The organism is Streptomyces sp. ADI95-17, from assembly GCF_003846175.1.
GTDB classification, from domain to species: domain Bacteria; phylum Actinomycetota; class Actinomycetes; order Streptomycetales; family Streptomycetaceae; genus Streptomyces; species Streptomyces sanglieri.
In genome coordinates this window covers 154,943-170,504 of the sequence record NZ_ML123051.1, presented here as the reverse complement: position 1 = coordinate 170,504, position 15,562 = coordinate 154,943, and the positions used below count along the sequence as shown (strand labels likewise).

Here is a 15,562-nt window from a genome sequence, read left to right as displayed (position 1 = left end):
CCCGATTTGATGGAAGACCACCCACCTTGATGGAAGACCGCCCACCACCATTGCCGGGGCCTGTCAGTGTGTCCTTGTAGTTTCCCCGTCACGGCAACTGAACTGGCCCATGACCCGCGTCCGACCTTCGCCAGGGCACTTGATCAAGCCGGGAAGCTGGTCGCGGCGGTAGGTCCAGACGAGCTGAGCAGCCGCACGCCCTGTGCCGATTACGACGTTCGCGCGCTGTTCGAGATGTTGACCAATGTCTCGTGTCGCTTACGCTCGGATCATGGTGCAAAGCCAGGCAAAAGACGTCGACGGCTACCTCGCCGAGGTGCCCGAGGAACGCAAAGTAGCTCTGACCCGGCTGCGTGAACTGTGCCGTGCAGAGCTACAGGGATTCACCGAGGTGATGGCGTACGGGATGCCCGTCTATGAGCGGGACGGCATCGGGGAGATCGCCTTTGCGAGCCAGAAGCAGTACATCTCCTTCTACCTTATGCGCAGCGATGTCCGCGAGGCATTCGCTGAGCAGCTGGCGGGCCATGACATGGGCAAGGGCTGCCTACGCTTCCGCAGGCCGGAGAAGATCGACTTCGCGCTCCTCCGAGATCTACTGAGGGCCACGGCGGCCCAACCGGGCAAGATCTGCTGAGTACTGCGACGCATGGCGGTCGCGCGGACAAATGCGTTGATCAAGGTCGTGAAACGGTCTTCGGACGGCTCGTGGGGATCAGGCAGGCGAACAGTGAGCCTTATCCAACCTCACCCTGAGGCGTGATGAAGGACGGGGGCTGTTTGGACCATCGTGGGGGTGCGGTGCCACCCACCAGAGTGGGCGCAACCCGGGCCGCTGCCCGCACTTTCGATCCTCGCCCGCATCCCCGCGCCCCTTGGCCAGGCGGCACAACCACAGCCGCCGAGGGCCCGTTCCGGATTTCTGGAATGGGCCCCGCAGGCAGGCGCATGGTGCCGCCTGCAACACTCCTCGCAAGAATGCTTCGCACGCACGTTTCGATCAGAGGTGGGTTCGTTGGTCTGGTGGGCGGAAAGGTTCCTCTGGGACGGGGAGCGTCCTGAGTGGACATGGGCCCCATTGAAGTCCGTAGGGCCCATACGGTTCGGTCAGAGCAAGGAGGAAGTCTCAGCCGCTCTGGGCGAGCCGATCACGGCATGGGACGCCAAGAAGTACGCGCGATGGTATCCCTTCGACGGCGTTGGCATCGACACCTACTACGACCAGAAGACCCAGACCCTCGCCGCAGTAGCTGTCGACGCCTGCCGGGGCCCACAGGTCAGCCTCGACGGCACTCCTCTGGTTGGCCGGCTGCCCTCGGAACTCGAAACCTGGCTCAAGGAGACCGCGTCAACACTTGAGGATCCGACTCTGCCCGAGTACGTCGATGGCCTACGCTTCGGGCCCCGCGGGGAGCCGTATCTCCTCAGTCTGGGACTGGTCCTGCGCTGCCAGCAGAACGGTGACCACGCCCGCTGTCGCCCAGTGTTCCTTGCGCCTCAGTGGGCCATGCGAGGCCAGGAATGGATCGAGGACTTGATCCCCGACACGGAGTGGCTGACGTATTGAGCGATGCCCCACCTCATGTTGATGCGTGGTGAAGGACAAGGACGGCCTTCACCACGTCGGTGATTCGGTTGGTGTTGTAGCGGAGCTTGCGTAGCAGGTGCCAGCCTTTGAGTGTGGCCATGGCCTGCTCGCCGAGACAGCGGAACTTCGCGTGGGATGTGTGGTGGCGACGCTTCCACATCTTGAGGCGCCGGCCGCGAAACGGAACTCGGACGGGTCCGCCGGCGCCTTGATACGCCTTGTCCGCCCAACACCGGAGTCCTGCTTCGGAAAGTGCTTCGATGATCTGTGCTGTCGCGCGGCGGTCAGGTCGTGAGCCGATCCGGGCAGAGCCGGCGAGGCCCCGAGCAGAGGATACCTGGAGGTGCAGCGGGCCACCTGCTACGGACGGCTCGGCCTCGGTGCGGAGGCCGGCGCACTCTGGTCGCGAGTCCTCTCGACCGTTCGGAGACCGGCCGCCGGGACCGCGGGGGGCATGGCCCGGCAGGCAACAGCTGCGGCGGCGGCGCGGGAGCCGGATCAAGCAGTGGAGATTGCCCGGGCCGTGGCGACGATCGCGGTGAAGACCCGCTCGGCCAGGGTGCGCAGGGAACAGGATGCAGGGAACTGGTCGTCCTCCCGGAGCGTTCGATGCGGCCGTGGCAGGATGCTCCGGCCGGCCGGGATCTTGCCGGGGGTCCGGAGCGCGTGAGCAGGGGGAGCTGAGCGTGGCCAAGGAACCGGTGCCGCGGACGGGCAGCGATCGAGGGGTGGCTCCTGGACCTCTGCGGCTGGTCGAGGGTGGGTGATGAGATCACACTGTCTCTCGGTATCCGGATCACGGTGGCGTCGCGATGATCGTGCACGTTGCTGATGTGGAGCGGCTCATCGGACGCCACGCCGACATCGATCTGCGGTGGGACACGATCCGGTTCGGGATCACTACGCACGATGCGGGCCACAAGCTGACCGACTCCGACTTCGACCTCGCGAAGCGCATCGACGAGATCGCGGCCGCGCACGGTGCCGAGCCCATCGATTACTGACCGGCCGATTCCCGGCCGCACGAATCCGCCCCCTGGAATTCGCCAAGGCGAAAGGGTGCGTTGTTCATGATCGGCGGCGGTCGGCCAGCAGTCCGGGCACGCTCGGGCCCGGGGATGGGCTGGGGCGGGACTGTTCCACGCACCCGCGGGGATGGTCCCGAGCCGGCCTCCACGTATCAGGGCAGCAGCTCCCGCGCGGCATAGTAGGCGTGCAGCGCGGCCTCGCTGCCGGAGCCCAGGGCGGTCATGATCCGTTGGAAGCGGGCGGAGCGCAGGTCGCCGGCCACGAGGATGCGGGGGTGCTGGCCGGTCGGCGGGCAGTAGCCGTCCGCGTCGCGGCTGAGGTCGCCGGACGGGGCGGTGGGCGCGTTCCCGATGCTCACGTAGACGGCGTCCGCCGTGACCGCGCGTTGTCCGCCGTCCCGGCTCACCGTGTCCGCTGTCACCGTGGCTCCTTCGAAGGGGTGGAGGGTCAGGTGCTCGACGGGCAGGAGTGTGACGCGGGGGTCGTCGCGGATCTCCTCGGTCTTGTACTCGTCGGCCTTGGGGTGAGCGACGAGCAGGCGGGTTTCGGTGGTCGGGTGGGCGCGCAGGAAGGTGCCGATGGGGCGGTCGCCGCCGAGGACGAGGAGGGTGCGGCCTTCGGCGTCGTCCGTGTCGGCCTGCCAGAGCGGGGGCAGGGTGAGGCCGCTGGGGGCGGTGATCCAGGCGACGTCCCGTGGTTGGAGGGGGCCGACGCCGGTGGCGACAACCGCGTACGGAGCGGTCAGGCGAGTGCCGGTGTCCAGTGTGACGGTGACGTGGTCGTCGGCGGCGCGGAGTTCGGCAGCGTGGCGGCCGAGCTCCAGGCGGCACAGCTGGGTGCTCTGCAGCTCCGTGGTGATGGAGTCGGCGAGCTCGGGGCCGCTGGTGCAGCCGCCGAGGACGTTGTTCAGCGCCGGGATGCGGTACAGGTTGCGGCACAGGGTGTCCGGCTCGATCAGGACCGAACGCATGCCGACACTGGCGGCCATGCGGGCGGCGGCGCAGCCGGCCGGTCCGCCGCCGATGATGATCAGGTCGGTGTCGTGGGTGATGGGCGATTCGGTGTGGGTCGGTGTGTCGGCCATGGGGCTATTCCAGCACCGGGGCTCCTGCGTACGCAGTGTGCTGTCCCACCACAGGCTCTGTGGTGACGGGTTGTGACCTGTTCGGCGTGAGCGGTTCGCAGGGCGTCGGCCCATGGCTGACCACCGGCATCAAACGCAGAGCCCCTGCGGGGGCTTACCCCACCGAGAGGACCCGCAACCGGGTACCGGCCGCTGCACGAGCGCCGGTCGAGCGCGGCGTCGCGAGGCTGAAGTCCTGGCACATCTCGCACAGGTCACGCTGCAGCCCGAGTCGAATGACGTCGATCGCCAAGGCCATCCTCGCCCTGGGGCGGCAACGCTGAAGAAGCTCATTGAAGCCGCACCGAGTCCAGAGAGCAGGGCCGTCGGGTCTGTGCCGTCCGGGGCAGTCTGAAGTTCAACCTTCAGCCCGTCACGGCCCACGCAGCAGGAGCAGGCCCCACGGACGGTGGCGCCGGGGCACCGTACCGGAGCAGCACAGAGTTGCCTCCGAACATGCCGTGCTACTGCCGAGCAGCCTCGCCGTCACAACACCATGACCGCCCGGCTCTGTCGGTCGCGCGGCGAGTCCGCTGTCGCCCGCCCGAGGGGCGGCCACGCCGCCGCTGTCCGCGTGAGCCGCCCTGGGCACTCGTCCGGCCCCCCGGCGCGCGGCGGTGGCCGGTGATCGGATGCCTCGCTCGTACGGTGTGGGCATGTCGGTTGTCATTGCGCGCGGCCCACGGCAGGGGCGTGCTCCTGACGTCCGGTCTGCCAACGGAACGGAGCCGACGAGTGTCCGGGATCATCCGACAGCCCGAGCAGGCGGCTGATGTGCGGGCCGCCGACACCGTGCCGGTCGTTGCGGACCGCGCCTTGGCCACTGCCGGACAGCTCGCGCAGGTGCCGGCCGGTGTGCAGGCGGCGCTCTTCGTCGCCGGTGCGGGGCTCGGTGACGCCCCGGGGCAGGCGAACCCACGGCCGGCCACGGCGCGGTCCTCGCCGTCGCGGACGCGGCACAGCTCGCCGGGGTGCGCCGCTTCGTCCTGCTCTCTGCCATGGGCGCGGGCCCGGCCAAGAACCACCCGGCCGATCCACTCGTGCAGTCCTTCCTGCGAGCCAGGGGCAGGGCCGGCCGAGACCTGCTGGCCCACCCGGCCCTGGACTGCTCCGTGGTACGCCCGGGCTGGTTCCGCGACGGTCCGGGCACCGGGCCGGTCCACCCCGCCGCCCCTGGGGACGGCGGCTCTGCGCCGCCCCGCAGAACGAGCCGATCGCCCCCCTCCGAACCCGTTGAACCCGTTGAGGCAACCCCCCTGCCCTCACACACGACGAACAGTCTTCGGACTGAACCACCGATTCTCTCTCCGGCGGAGACACCAAACTCGAATTCCGGAGAGGGACAACCCCCGAACTGTGAAAGGAAACGACCGGCCGTGAACGCATCCGAGCCCTGCCCTCCCCTGCACCGGTTGCGATTCGACGATCCCGGCCCGCCCAGACGCACGACACTGGCCGACGGCACCCCGGCCTGGCTCCTGACCCGCTACGCCGACGTCTACCAGGTGCTGGACGACACCCGCTTCAGGCGCTCTCCACCACGAGGATCAAACGCCCCGCTCCCGATCGCCTCCAACCTGGCGAACAGCCCGGACGCCCTTCCCCGCCAGGAGGGCGCCGAGCATCTGCGACTGCGCCACCTCTTCCAGCGGATGCTCAATCCACGAGCCGTCGGCCACATGGAACCGTGGGTGGTCGACGCCATCGACCAGGTGCTGGACGAACTGGTCGAACGGGGATCACCGGCGGACCTGGTCGACGGCTTCACGAATCCTCTCCCCATCATGGTCATGAGCCGGCTGCTGGACATTCCGGATGTAGACGAGGAACAGCTGATCCGGTGGGCTGCACACGCCCTGGCCGACACCACGCGCGATGCCGCGGAGGTCGCAGACGCGACCCGGGAGCTCGCGGAGTTCACAGCCGACATCGTGGCCAGACGACGGCGCACGCCGGGAGAGGACTTGGTCAGCGTCGTCGTGGAGGCAGCCGATCGCGACGGCAGCGTCCCCGAGCGGCAGCTCATCGCGCTGGTCAACCTGCTGGTGGTGGGCGGGCACCACACCACATCGACGATGCTGGGCAACATCCTGCTCTTCCTCCTGGCCGAACGCCCCCAGGACTGGGCCCGCCTGGGAGCCGACGAGACCGCGGCCGGTGCTCTGACCGAACGCCTGCTCCACCTCATCCCGGTGGGCGACCCGCAGCGCCCCCGGCCCCTGTACGCCACCGAAGACGCCGAGATCTGCGGTGTGACCATCCGCTCCGGCGACATCGTCATGGCCGACCGGCTCACGGCCGGCCACGACCCCGAAGCCTTCCCCGCCCCCTTCTCCGACCTTTTCACACCGCTGGAGAACCCGACCCTGGCCTTCGGAGCCGGTCCGCACTACTGCCCGGGTGCCTGGCTCGCCCGCACGGAACTCCGCCACGGCCTCCACCGCCTGGCCGCTCGCCTCCCTGGCCTCCACCTCACCACCCCGCCGAACGCCACCGAATGGCGATCGGGCTCCATCACCCGCAGCCCGCTGCACCTACCGGCCACCTGGTGACAGAACGGCAGCCCGCCGAAGCGCACCGGCTCTGTGGACCGATGGATACCGGTGAGAACGCTCCTCACGACCCGGTTGTCGCCGTGGGGAACGTGTGACGCCCCGTTCACCGCCATGACGCTGCTTCTGGCGCAACCCGGGACACGTCGACCTGGCCGAGATCGCCGGCATCCTCACCCCGCCGCACATGCCCAACTCGCCCTGCCCGCATGGCTCGATGACGACTCGGACGACATTGACTGCTTCGATGCCGCATCGACCGGCCTCATTTGGGCGATTCACATGTTCCGGGCACGGGAGTCCAGCCGTCGGCGGGTCCGGAGAGCAACCGGTGCGTCGGGTCCGTGGATGTCGGTGACGGTGCGCTCGCCGTACTCGTCCAGGGGCTGCAGCCTCACTTCGGCGGCATGCATACCGGCCGGGCCTGGCCAACACGTTGGTCGTCTTGGCGTACGGGATACCTGCCTTCCATGACTGAGGCCGGACACCACGTCTGCCGGGAGGGTTGAGGGCGAGAGGCTTCACCCTTCCGGCCCCGCCGGACGGTCGTCCCGGGCTCAGTGCCTGCTGTGCGAGGCGTGGGTTGAGTACCAGGTGCAGTTCGACGCTTTCGAAGCATCCTGCCTGCTCGCCCACGCCACCCCGCGCACCTCACGCCGCTTTGGACCTGTTGGCCCCGCTGTCCCCGGCTGTGCCGCAGTTGCCCATGGTGCGGGGATCACTGCTGGGCGCGGCGTTCCAGGTAGATGGAGGTGAATACGGCGACTTTGGCGCGCAGGGCCCAGGGGTCGAAAGGTTTGCTGATGTAGTCGACGGCGCCGGCGGCGTATCCGCGGGCGGAGTGCTCGGAATCCACGCCCATCGCGGTGAGGAAGATGATGGGGACGTCGCGGTTTCGGGCGCGGCGCTTGATGTGCGCGCACGTTTCGTAGCCGTCCATCTCCGGCATCTGGACGTCCATGATGATGACCGCGAAGTCTTCGTGGTCGAGGAGCGCTTTGAGTGCTTCGCGTCCGGAGGAGACGGTGACGAGCTCCTGGTCGAGGGACGCCAGTACCGCGGTCATCGCGAGGAGATTGCCCGGCTGGTCATCGACGACGAGGATCTTGGGCATGTCCTGAGACGTGGCGGCGGGCAGCGAGACCGTGGACTTCTCGACGGCGTCCAGCTGGCGTTCGAGCAGATTGCAGCGGTCCTCGGCGGCGACCCGCAGCGCTTGTGCCTCGCGGAGCTCCGCACTCAGCCGCTGTACGTCGAGCTGCAGGGCGTTGCGTTCCTGCAGGAGCCCGGAGACGTCGGGGTGGGCCGTGGCGAGCTCGTCGGCCCGTTTACGTTCGGCAATCCGGTCGGCCTCCAGCTGGCTGAGACGTACCTCCAGGTCCGCGATGCGGTGCGTGCGGTCCAGCAGGGCATCGCCCAGGACGTCACCGCGGACGCTCGATCGCCGGGATGCCCAGTCGGCGTCGGCCAGTTGCTGTTCCAGGATCTCGACCGCGTGCTTGGGAGAGGATCCGGCGTCGACGGCCGACCCGTACAGTCCGCGTACGAACTCGATGGCGTCGGTGGTGACTGCGGCACCTCGGTGCTCGGCGAGGTCGGTGAAGAGGTCTGTGATCACCTGCCACGGGGGTAAGCGGGTGCCGTTCAGGTAGCGCGAGAACGTTCCCGGATCACGCTGATGCCGGGCCGCGTACCGGCGTACGGACACATCCATGCCCTCGAACAGCTCCCGCAGGGCCTGGGCGAGAGCGCGGGAGGCATCCGTGAGATCGTCTCCCAGCGGTCGCAGCTCACCCATTTCCCGGTCCTTCCCCGGCGTCGGCGTCCGCACGCTCGCGCTGTTGACTCTGGCTGCCCTCGGCGTCGATGAGACGGTTGAAGAAGGGAACCGCCAGTCCTGCGGCGGCAAGGCCCGCCAGCAGGCTGTGCGGCGTTCCCTCACCCGCGAGTGCAGTCAGGGTTCCCGCTGTCGTGCCGGCGAGTAATGCGAGCAGGAATACCAAGGTCGTTCTCAGTGACAGCAGCGGCTCGTCCACCAGGGTCTCCGTTCGCTCAGCCCATCGCAGCGATGGGGGCTTGTCACCCGTCCAGGGGATTGCGGAAGGGGATTCACAGGATGGGGGACGCTGGAGCCGTTGCGGTCCGTGATCGGTGGACAGGCTGCAACGGTGGGTTCTTGTTGCTCCCCAGGCGTGGACGTTCTGGCTGATCAGGGCGGTGACGGGCCGATCTGTTGCGGCCGTTGCACTGCAACGCTGCCGGTAGTTCAGCAACGCATACGCGGCCGTGGTCGGAGTCCGGCACCGCCGACCGCTTCGTCCAGGCCGGGACCGCGGGGCCGTCGTGGCCGTACTCCTCGCACCAGGCCGGCCACGACAACGACACCCCGTCAGCCGCCCACCAGGGCCGACGAACACTTGGCGCACAATCTGACACGGATGTTCCTCAGCCCCCTGGAGCCCCGTGGGTTGACGGAAACCGAAGTCTCTTCAGCGCGAACCCAAGGATCCACCGGTGTGTTTCAGGTCAGTGGATCCGTGGGTTCGGGGGTAACACGGGGATGCTGAGCGAACAGAAGAACCTCCGCCGGAACGTCGGCGTCGACCTGTGCCGGTGTTCTGTCGCCGTATTCGCGGATGTCGTACTCGTCGTCCAGCTTGGCGAGTCGTTCGGCCAAGGGCAGTTCGTGCCCGAAGCGCTGGTGGATCCGGAAAACCAGCTCGCGTGGCGTCAACTCGCCGGCCGGCATTCGGGCGGCAAGTGCTCGTGCGGCGGCTTCCTGTCCGGCCAGGCTGCCCACTGGGTGGAAGATGAGTCCCAGTTCATCGAGTGCTGGGGGAAGCAGGCCGGGGACGCCGTAATCCGCCTCCGCACGTGTGCATGCGGCCAGCATCCGCAGGGCGGGACTGGCGAGGCCGACGACAAGCGCATCGCAGACGCCGGTGACGACATCGGTCGCACGGATATCGCCCATGCTCCAGAGGGCGGCGTGGTCCTGTAGGGCGAGTGCTGCTGCTTCGGTCGACATCACTCGCCCATGACTCCCTTCACGGCGCGTCTCGGTCGAGCGGGCCGGTGGCAGTCCGGTCAGCCGTACATCGCCACGCGGTACAGAGTCGCGAGCGCGTCGTCGATGGGATGGGGCTGCGGCTTGCCGGAGGAGTCGAGACCGTTCCACCTCTGCATGTTCAGTGCGACCGCCATCTGCCGCTTGCCGTCGGCGCGGGTCATGGCCAGCGTCCTCGCGCTGGCCGGCCGTTCACCGCCAGACGGGCGTCTCCCACACCGTTCACCGAATCCTGGCCCACATCGAGGTCGACGAGGAGCGTTGCGCCGCGATCCTGGTCCTGCCCGAGGGCAGGACCCGCTGGACCGCCGACGACGCCAAACGCCGGGTCGGCAACCGGGTCGAGACGCCGGTGACTCCCCAGGAGAAGGTCACCGCCATCCATTCGCTCGCGCAGGACGACCGGGTCGCCGCAGCAGTGACCAGGGAAGTGCGACGACACTGCCCGTTTCTAGGTCAACCGTGCCCAGAACGAGCGGTCCCGGCAAGCACGCGAGCACTTCGAGGACACTAGCGCCGTCGCGCCGACGGTGAAGAAGATCGACCGGACGGTGGAGTTCCTCGACCTGGTCACCGCCTGCCGCTCCTTCGTCGCTGCGGCCGGCCGGACCGTCCCGTGCCTGCGCGACCGCACCCTGAGCGAGGACGAAGCCACGATCGTGCACCAGAACGTCGCCAAGGCGAGGGCGACGCTCGACTGGATCGAGAACGCGGTCGACACCGGCAAGGTCGACATGGACGACGAACTCGCCCGCATGCTGCGGGGCCAGTAGCCATGCCTCGCGCCTCCCGGCGCCGGGGCAAGGAGGCGACGACCAGGTCGCCGCGCTTCACGGTGGTCACCTCCGTACCGCTGTCCTCGACGATGCCGATGAACTCGTGGCCCATGCGGGCGGGCCCGTCCTCGGGCTTCATCGAGCCGTAGGGGGTGCGGGTCGCTGCCGCAGATGCAGGAGGCGGTGGTGCGGACCAGCGCGTCGGTGGGGTGCTTTATGACGGAGTCGGGGACATTCACCTGCCCGTTTCACAGCGAGCTGTGCACGACCTGAGCCTCTGCACGGCCGAACCGGGCAGCACCTCCGAAGACCACCCGTTCCAGAGGCGTGTTGCGGATCGCAGTGACCGTCGTGCTGCGGTGCTGGTCTTCACCAGTAGCGCAAACGACTTTCTTCGGTCATGGCCCTCGCTCCTCAAGCGCAGCGCCCGGCGAGGCCCGGACATCACTGGATTCATGTTCTTCGATTCAACCTTGCGCCTTGGATCGAAAAACATCAACATAGAGGCATGCCGAAACAAGAGCTTGTGGTGCTCGGTCAGGAGACGGCCGACGGCTGCTGCCCGACCCTGTTGACCGCCCCCCTGGACGAAGAGGCCGCCACTGGCCTGGCGAAGGTGTTCAAGGCGCTGGGCGACCCGGTGAGACTGCGGCTGCTGTCGATGATCGCCTCGCGGGACGGCGGGGAGATCTGCGTCTGCGACCTCACCCCTGCGTTCGACCTGTCACAGCCGACGATCTCCCACCACCTGAAGCTGCTGAAGCAGGCCGGGCTGATCGACTCCGAGCGGCGGGGCACGTGGGTGTACTACCGGCTGCTGCCGGAGTCCACGGACCGGCTCGCCGCCGTCCTCACCCGTCCGACCGCCCGCGCCACCGAGCCCGCCGGGACCACCTCGTGAGCGATACGACCATCACCGCGTCGGGGCCGATGGCCGGGCGGCTGTCGTTCCTGGACCGCTTCCTCGCCGTGTGGATCCTGGCCGCGATGGCTGCCGGCCTGGGACTTGGCCGTCTCGTCCCAGGTCTGGGGGACGCGCTCGCGAAGGTCACCGTCACCGGCGTCTCGCTGCCGATCGCGCTCGGCCTGCTCGTGATGATGTACCCGGTCCTTGCCAAGGTCCGTTACGACCGCCTCGACACCGTCACCCGCGACCGCCGCCTGCTGATCCCGTCCCTGGTCCTGAACTGGATCGTCGGCCCGGCGCTCATGTTCGCGCTCGCCTGGATCTTCCTGCCGGACCTGCCCGAGTACCGCACCGGCCTGATCATCGTCGGCCTCGCCCGCTGCATCGCCATGGTCATCATCTGGAACGACCTGGCCTGCGGCGACCGCGAAGCCGCCGCCGTCCTCGTCGCCCTGAACTCGGTCTTCCAGGTCATCGCGTTCGCCGGACTCGGCTGGTTCTACCTGGGCGTCCTGCCCGGCTGGCTCGGCCTGGAGCAGACCACTCTCGACGTGTCCGTGTGGGAGATCGCCCGCTCCGTGCTGATCTTCCTCGGCATCCCACTGCTGGCCGGGTTCCTCACCCGCCGCCTGGGCGAGAAGGCCAAGGGCCGCGCCTGGTACGAGACCAGGCTGATCCCGCGTCTCGGGCCGTTCGCCCTGTACGGACTGCTGTTCACCGTCGTCGTGCTCTTCGCCCTCCAGGGCGACGCCATCACCTCCAAGCCCCTGGAGGTCGCCCGCATCGCGCTGCCGCTGTTGGTGTACTTCGCGCTGATGTGGACCGGATCGATGGTCGCCGGCCGCACGGTCGGCCTGGACTACCCAAAGGCCACCACGCTCGCCTTCACCGCGGCGGGCAACAACTTCGAACTCGCCATCGCCGTCGCCATCGCCACCTTCGGCGCCACCTCCGGCCAAGCCCTCGCCGGAGTCGTCGGCCCCCTCATCGAGGTCCCTGTCCTCATCGGCCTCGTCCACGTCGCCCTCGCCGCCCGCCGCTACTTCCCCCAACCCCAACCGGCGACCGTCTCGGCTGCCGCCCCGGAAGGTTCCGCCCGTGTCTGACCTCCAGCCCAAGGTGTCGGTGCTGTTCGTGTGCGTCCACAACGCGGGCCGCTCGCAGATGGCCGCCGCCTTCCTCACCCATCTCGCAGGCGACCGGATCGAGGTCCGCTCCGCCGGGTCCGCACCGGCCGACACAGTGAACCCGGCCGCGGTCGCCGCGATGGCCGAGGCGGGCATCGACATGTCCGCCCAGACCCCGAGGATCCTGACCACCGAGGCCGTCCAGGCGTCCGACGTGGTGATCACCATGGGCTGCGGGGACACCTGCCCCGTCTTCCCCGGCAAGCGCTATTTCGACTGGCGGCTCGACGACCCGGCCGGACAGGGCGTTGAGGCGGTCCGCCCGATCCGGGACGAGATCGAACGCCGCGTCCGCGGCCTGCTCACCGAACTCCAGCTCCACTGACACCACCCGCAGCCGCACCGATCCGGGCCCGGTCGTCGCCCGGCACGTCGACAGGGGCCACTCCGACTCCGATGCTCCGGCGGCGACCCCGGCCCGTCATCTTCCCCGGCTACGGTGCGCCGGGTCCGAAGGCCGTTAGCAGAAGGAGCGAGCGATGAACGCGGGGAGCGTGCCGACGGCCGAAGGCGGGATGAGGCGCCGCCTGGGGGTGTCCGATGCGGTGGTGATCGGCCTGGGCTCGATGATCGGAGCCGGGATCTTCGCTGCGCTCGGTCCGGCGGCCGGGGCCGCAGGTTCCGGGCTGCTGCCCGCTCTGGCCCTGGCCGCGGTCGTGGCCTACTGCAACGCGACGTCCTCGGCGCGGCTGGCCGCCCGCTACCCGCAGTCCGGCGGCACCTACGTCTACGGCCGCGAACGCCTGGGCGCCTTCTGGGGCTACCTGGCCGGCTGGGCGTTCGTGGTCGGCAAGACCGCCTCCTGCGCGGCCATGGCTCTGACCGTCGGCGCCTACCTCTGGCCCGGCCAGGCCCACGCGGTCGCCGTGGCTGCCGTGGCTGCGCTGACCGCGGTGAACTACGCCGGGGTGCAGAAGTCCGCACTCCTGACCCGCGTCATCGTCGCGGTCGTCCTGGCCGTGCTCGCCGCCGTGGCCGTCACCGCCCTGACCTCCGCGGGCGCGGACACCGCGCGGCTGGACATCGGCCCGGACGCCACCGTCACCGGCGTGCTCCAGGCCGCGGGCCTGCTGTTCTTCGCGTTCGCCGGATACGCCCGCATCGCCACCCTCGGCGAGGAAGTCCGCGACCCCGCCCGCACCATCCCGCGCGCCATCCCGATCGCCCTCGGCATCACCCTCGCCGTCTACAGCCTCATCGCCGTCGCCGCCCTGACGGTGCTGGGACCCGCCGGACTGGCGGACGCGGCCGCCCCGTTGACGGACACTGTGCGGGCCTCAGGAGCGAGCCGGCTGGTGCCCGTCGTCCGCGTGGGCGGCGCCGTCGCCGCCCTCGGCTCTCTGCTCGCGCTGATCCTCGGCGTCTCCCGCACCACCCTGGCCATGGCCCGCGACCGCTACCTGCCGCACGCCCTGGCCACCGTCCATCCCCGCTTCGGCGTCCCCCACCGCGCCGAACTGACCGTCGGCGCCATCGTCGCCCTCCTCGCCGCGACCACCGACGTACGCGGCGCCATCGGCTTCTCCTCCTTCGGCGTCCTGGCCTACTACGCCATCGCCAACGCCTCCGCCTGGAGCCTCACCGAGGAAGAGGGCAGGCCCAACCGGCTCATTCCCGTCATCGGCCTGGCCGGCTGCGCGGCCCTGGCCTTCGCCCTCCCCCTGAGCACCGTGGTCTCCGGCACTGCCGTCCTCGTCCTCGGGGCCGCCCTCTACCGTCTACGGAAGCTCAGTACCGGCAACGCGGGCCACTGACACTCCACGTATCGCTACGCCGGCAATCCACTGCCCCGGCACCACCGCGCCGACAGAGCACACGGCCCCCTCAGCCGTACGGCGCAGTCACCGCTGCCGGCGCCGGTGAACGGGACCAGGCGCACGCCGAGCCGAAACCGGCTCGACCTTCGCGCCGGACAAGAGGCTTTCGGGACGCCGCAGCGTTCGGCGGGCTGCGAGTTCTGCATCATGCTCACGCCCCGACGGAGGGCCTGTCTGGCGGATCTTGCGACCGCCCCGAGTCCGGGGAGCACTGATGCACAAGCATCGGTGCAGGACGGGGACCTGTGGAAATGCCGTAGTACCGCGGAATGGACTTCCCGTAGGGTGCGGCAGCATGAACCAGGTTTTGCGCGATGCCGTCCGTCCGATACGTGCCGATGAGTGGCCCAAGGCGAAGGAGCTGCGGCTCTTGGCACTGAAGGATCCGGCAGCGCCGATCGCCTTTCTTGAGACGTACGAGCAGGCAGCCACAGAGCCGGACTCCTTCTGGCAGGAACGGGCCAAGGGGGCGGCCGGCGGGACGCGGGCGCGGCAGTTCGTGGCTGAGGGCCAAGACGGGGCCTGGAGCGGCACAGTGACCGTGCTGATCGAGGACGCGGGCAGCGGTGATGTGTTCGGCGGGGCCGTTCAGCAGCGCCAAGCACACATCGTCGGTGTCTTCGTTCGCCCCGAGTACCGCGGAAGCGGTGTGATCGACGCACTCTTCGAGACCGCCGTCGGGTGGGCATGGTCGGTCGCGGAAGTGGCGCGGGTGCGCTTGTACGTCCACGAGGACAACGCGCGGGCCGAGAGCTTCTACCAGCGGTATGGATTCGTTCGCTCCGGAGAAACCGTCCCGATGAAGGGCGATCCTTCCAAGGCGGAGCGCGAGATGGTTCTCGACAAGCCCAAGGTTCTGTCCGACATCTCATGAGCGCAGCCAGAGCCGAATGAAGGCCACAGTGACGGTGCCGTGGAACACGTAGGCGCGTTTGTCGAATCTCATGGCCACGGCCCGTGAGTTCTTGAGAGCGTTGATCGTTCGCTCAACTTCGTTCCTGCGCTTGTAGATCGTCTTGTCCAAGACGGTGGGCCGACCGCCGCGGTTGCCGCGGCGCTTGCGGTTGGCCCGCTGGCTGCTCGGCTCGGGGATGATGTGCTTGATCTGGCGCCTGCGCAGGTAGCGGCGGTTGCGCCGGGAGGAGTATGCGTGGAGTCCACGCTCACCATCGACCAGTCGATGCGGCCCTCGGCGTCGGCATCGGCATCGGCCAGGACAGCCGCGAAGGCCTTCTCCCAGGCGCCGTCCGCGGACCATCGTCTGTGCCTCTCGTACACGGTCTTCCATCTTCCGAAACGCGTCGGCAGATCCCGCCACGGCACCCCGGTGCGCAGCCGGAAGAGAATCCCGTTGATCACTCTGCGATGACCTTCCCAACGTCCGCCCCGTTACCCGGACTTCGGCAGATGAAGCTTCAGCCGGGCCCACTCCTCGACCGTCAGATCTCCCCACTCCATGAGCATGCCAATGAACCGAGGGCGAGAAGGTCACAAGATCCGCCGGACAGGCCTAGGG

At 68.8% G+C, this 15,562-nt stretch carries 12 protein-coding genes and 8 pseudogenes; 12 read left to right on the top strand and 8 right to left on the bottom strand.

The genetic code is table 11. The features are described 5' to 3' along the window. Positions 1-271 precede the first annotated feature (271 nt). Together EES42_RS35520 and EES42_RS35515 are read left to right on the top strand one after the other, a co-directional pair. On the top strand, positions 272-637 hold the full coding sequence (locus EES42_RS35520; RefSeq protein WP_124722367.1) for an iron chaperone: 366 nt from the start codon (positions 272-274) through the stop codon (positions 635-637). A 441-nt stretch (positions 638-1,078) separates the two neighbouring features. Further along, on the top strand, positions 1,079-1,567 hold the full coding sequence (locus EES42_RS35515) for a hypothetical protein (protein ID WP_241196801.1): 489 nt from the start codon (positions 1,079-1,081) through the stop codon (positions 1,565-1,567). Positions 1,568-1,580: 13 nt separating this feature from the next. Here the strand turns inward: EES42_RS35515 and EES42_RS35510 are convergent. Beyond that, a pseudogene (locus EES42_RS35510) lies at positions 1,581-1,918 on the bottom strand (transposase family protein); the annotation flags it as partial. Between the two features lie 390 nt (positions 1,919-2,308). On the opposite strand from EES42_RS35510, the pseudogene EES42_RS35500 reads away from it, so the two are divergent. Beyond that, positions 2,309-2,592 (top strand): annotated as a pseudogene (locus EES42_RS35500) (4a-hydroxytetrahydrobiopterin dehydratase). 176 nt (positions 2,593-2,768) lie between these two features. On the opposite strand, the gene EES42_RS35495 reads toward EES42_RS35500, so the two are convergent. Beyond that, the gene (locus EES42_RS35495) at positions 2,769-3,701 is read right to left on the bottom strand and encodes an FAD-dependent oxidoreductase (protein WP_124722366.1); all 933 of its coding nucleotides are present in this window, start codon (positions 3,699-3,701) and stop codon (positions 2,769-2,771) included. Between the two features lie 98 nt (positions 3,702-3,799). Between EES42_RS35495 and EES42_RS35490 the strand changes: the two are divergent. The 3 genes and pseudogenes from EES42_RS35490 to EES42_RS35480 form a co-directional block, all read left to right on the top strand. After that, positions 3,800-4,024: pseudogene (locus EES42_RS35490) on the top strand (IS5/IS1182 family transposase); the annotation flags it as partial. A gap of 687 nt (positions 4,025-4,711) precedes the next feature. Then, positions 4,712-4,843: pseudogene (locus EES42_RS46705) on the top strand (epimerase); the annotation flags it as partial. A gap of 273 nt (positions 4,844-5,116) precedes the next feature. Beyond that, complete coding sequence (locus EES42_RS35480) at positions 5,117-6,292, top strand: cytochrome P450 (RefSeq protein ID WP_124722601.1); 1,176 nt, start codon at positions 5,117-5,119, stop codon at positions 6,290-6,292. A 718-nt stretch (positions 6,293-7,010) separates the two neighbouring features. On the opposite strand, the gene EES42_RS35475 is transcribed toward EES42_RS35480, so the two are convergent. The 5 genes and pseudogenes from EES42_RS35475 to EES42_RS35455 all read right to left on the bottom strand — a co-directional run. Next, positions 7,011-8,090, bottom strand: coding sequence for a response regulator (locus EES42_RS35475; RefSeq protein WP_124722365.1), 1,080 nt, complete (start codon positions 8,088-8,090; stop codon positions 7,011-7,013). After that, positions 8,083-8,328 (bottom strand): hypothetical protein, encoded by a 246-nt coding sequence (locus tag EES42_RS35470; protein WP_124722364.1) that lies wholly within the window; start codon positions 8,326-8,328, stop codon positions 8,083-8,085. Before EES42_RS35470 ends, EES42_RS35475 begins: the two co-directional genes overlap by 8 nt. 253 nt (positions 8,329-8,581) lie before the next feature. Beyond that, positions 8,582-8,671 (bottom strand): annotated as a pseudogene (locus tag EES42_RS46700) (integrase/recombinase); the annotation flags it as partial. A gap of 142 nt (positions 8,672-8,813) precedes the next feature. Beyond that, positions 8,814-9,320 (bottom strand): hypothetical protein, encoded by a 507-nt coding sequence (locus EES42_RS35460; protein WP_241196800.1) that lies wholly within the window; start codon positions 9,318-9,320, stop codon positions 8,814-8,816. Between the two features lie 59 nt (positions 9,321-9,379). After that, positions 9,380-9,529 (bottom strand): annotated as a pseudogene (locus EES42_RS35455) (hydrolase); the annotation flags it as partial. Here EES42_RS35455 and EES42_RS35450 point away from each other — a divergent pair. From EES42_RS35450 to EES42_RS35415, 6 genes and pseudogenes are all read left to right on the top strand, one after another. Then, positions 9,523-10,132: pseudogene (locus EES42_RS35450) on the top strand (DUF6192 family protein); the annotation flags it as partial. The pseudogenes EES42_RS35455 and EES42_RS35450 sit on opposite strands and share 7 nt — an antisense overlap. A 511-nt stretch (positions 10,133-10,643) precedes the next feature. Beyond that, complete coding sequence (locus EES42_RS35435; RefSeq protein WP_124722363.1) at positions 10,644-11,036, top strand: ArsR/SmtB family transcription factor; 393 nt, start codon at positions 10,644-10,646, stop codon at positions 11,034-11,036. Between the two features lie 29 nt (positions 11,037-11,065). Then, positions 11,066-12,148 carry an ACR3 family arsenite efflux transporter gene (gene arsB / locus EES42_RS35430; protein ID WP_124722599.1) on the top strand — a complete coding sequence of 361 codons (1,083 nt, stop codon included), beginning with the start codon at positions 11,066-11,068 and terminating at the stop codon, positions 12,146-12,148. Next, the gene (locus EES42_RS35425; protein WP_124722362.1) at positions 12,141-12,554 is read left to right on the top strand and encodes an arsenate reductase ArsC; all 414 of its coding nucleotides are present in this window, start codon (positions 12,141-12,143) and stop codon (positions 12,552-12,554) included. The genes arsB and EES42_RS35425 overlap by 8 nt, the downstream gene beginning before the upstream one ends. Positions 12,555-12,708: 154 nt before the next feature. After that, positions 12,709-13,983, top strand: a complete 1,275-nt coding sequence (locus EES42_RS35420; RefSeq protein ID WP_124722361.1) for an APC family permease — start codon at positions 12,709-12,711, stop codon at positions 13,981-13,983. A gap of 358 nt (positions 13,984-14,341) precedes the next feature. Beyond that, positions 14,342-14,920, top strand: coding sequence for a GNAT family N-acetyltransferase (locus EES42_RS35415; protein WP_124722360.1), 579 nt, complete (start codon positions 14,342-14,344; stop codon positions 14,918-14,920). On the opposite strand, the pseudogene EES42_RS35410 reads toward EES42_RS35415, so the two are convergent. After that, positions 14,915-15,504: pseudogene (locus tag EES42_RS35410) on the bottom strand (transposase). The gene EES42_RS35415 and the pseudogene EES42_RS35410 overlap by 6 nt on opposite strands. Between the last annotated feature and the right edge of the window lie 58 nt (positions 15,505-15,562).

Coding starts and splice junctions, on each gene's coding strand:
- EES42_RS35420 (WP_124722361.1), top strand. CDS start 12,709: ATGAACGCGGGGAGCGTGCCGACGGCCGAAGGCGGGATGAGGCGCCGC.
- EES42_RS35435 (WP_124722363.1), top strand. CDS start 10,644: ATGCCGAAACAAGAGCTTGTGGTGCTCGGTCAGGAGACGGCCGACGGC.
- arsB (WP_124722599.1), top strand. CDS start 11,066: ATGGCCGGGCGGCTGTCGTTCCTGGACCGCTTCCTCGCCGTGTGGATC.
- EES42_RS35460 (WP_241196800.1), bottom strand. CDS start 9,320: ATGTCGACCGAAGCAGCAGCACTCGCCCTACAGGACCACGCCGCCCTC.
- EES42_RS35495 (WP_124722366.1), bottom strand. CDS start 3,701: ATGGCCGACACACCGACCCACACCGAATCGCCCATCACCCACGACACC.
- EES42_RS35415 (WP_124722360.1), top strand. CDS start 14,342: ATGAACCAGGTTTTGCGCGATGCCGTCCGTCCGATACGTGCCGATGAG.
- EES42_RS35475 (WP_124722365.1), bottom strand. CDS start 8,090: ATGGGTGAGCTGCGACCGCTGGGAGACGATCTCACGGATGCCTCCCGC.
- EES42_RS35520 (WP_124722367.1), top strand. CDS start 272: ATGGTGCAAAGCCAGGCAAAAGACGTCGACGGCTACCTCGCCGAGGTG.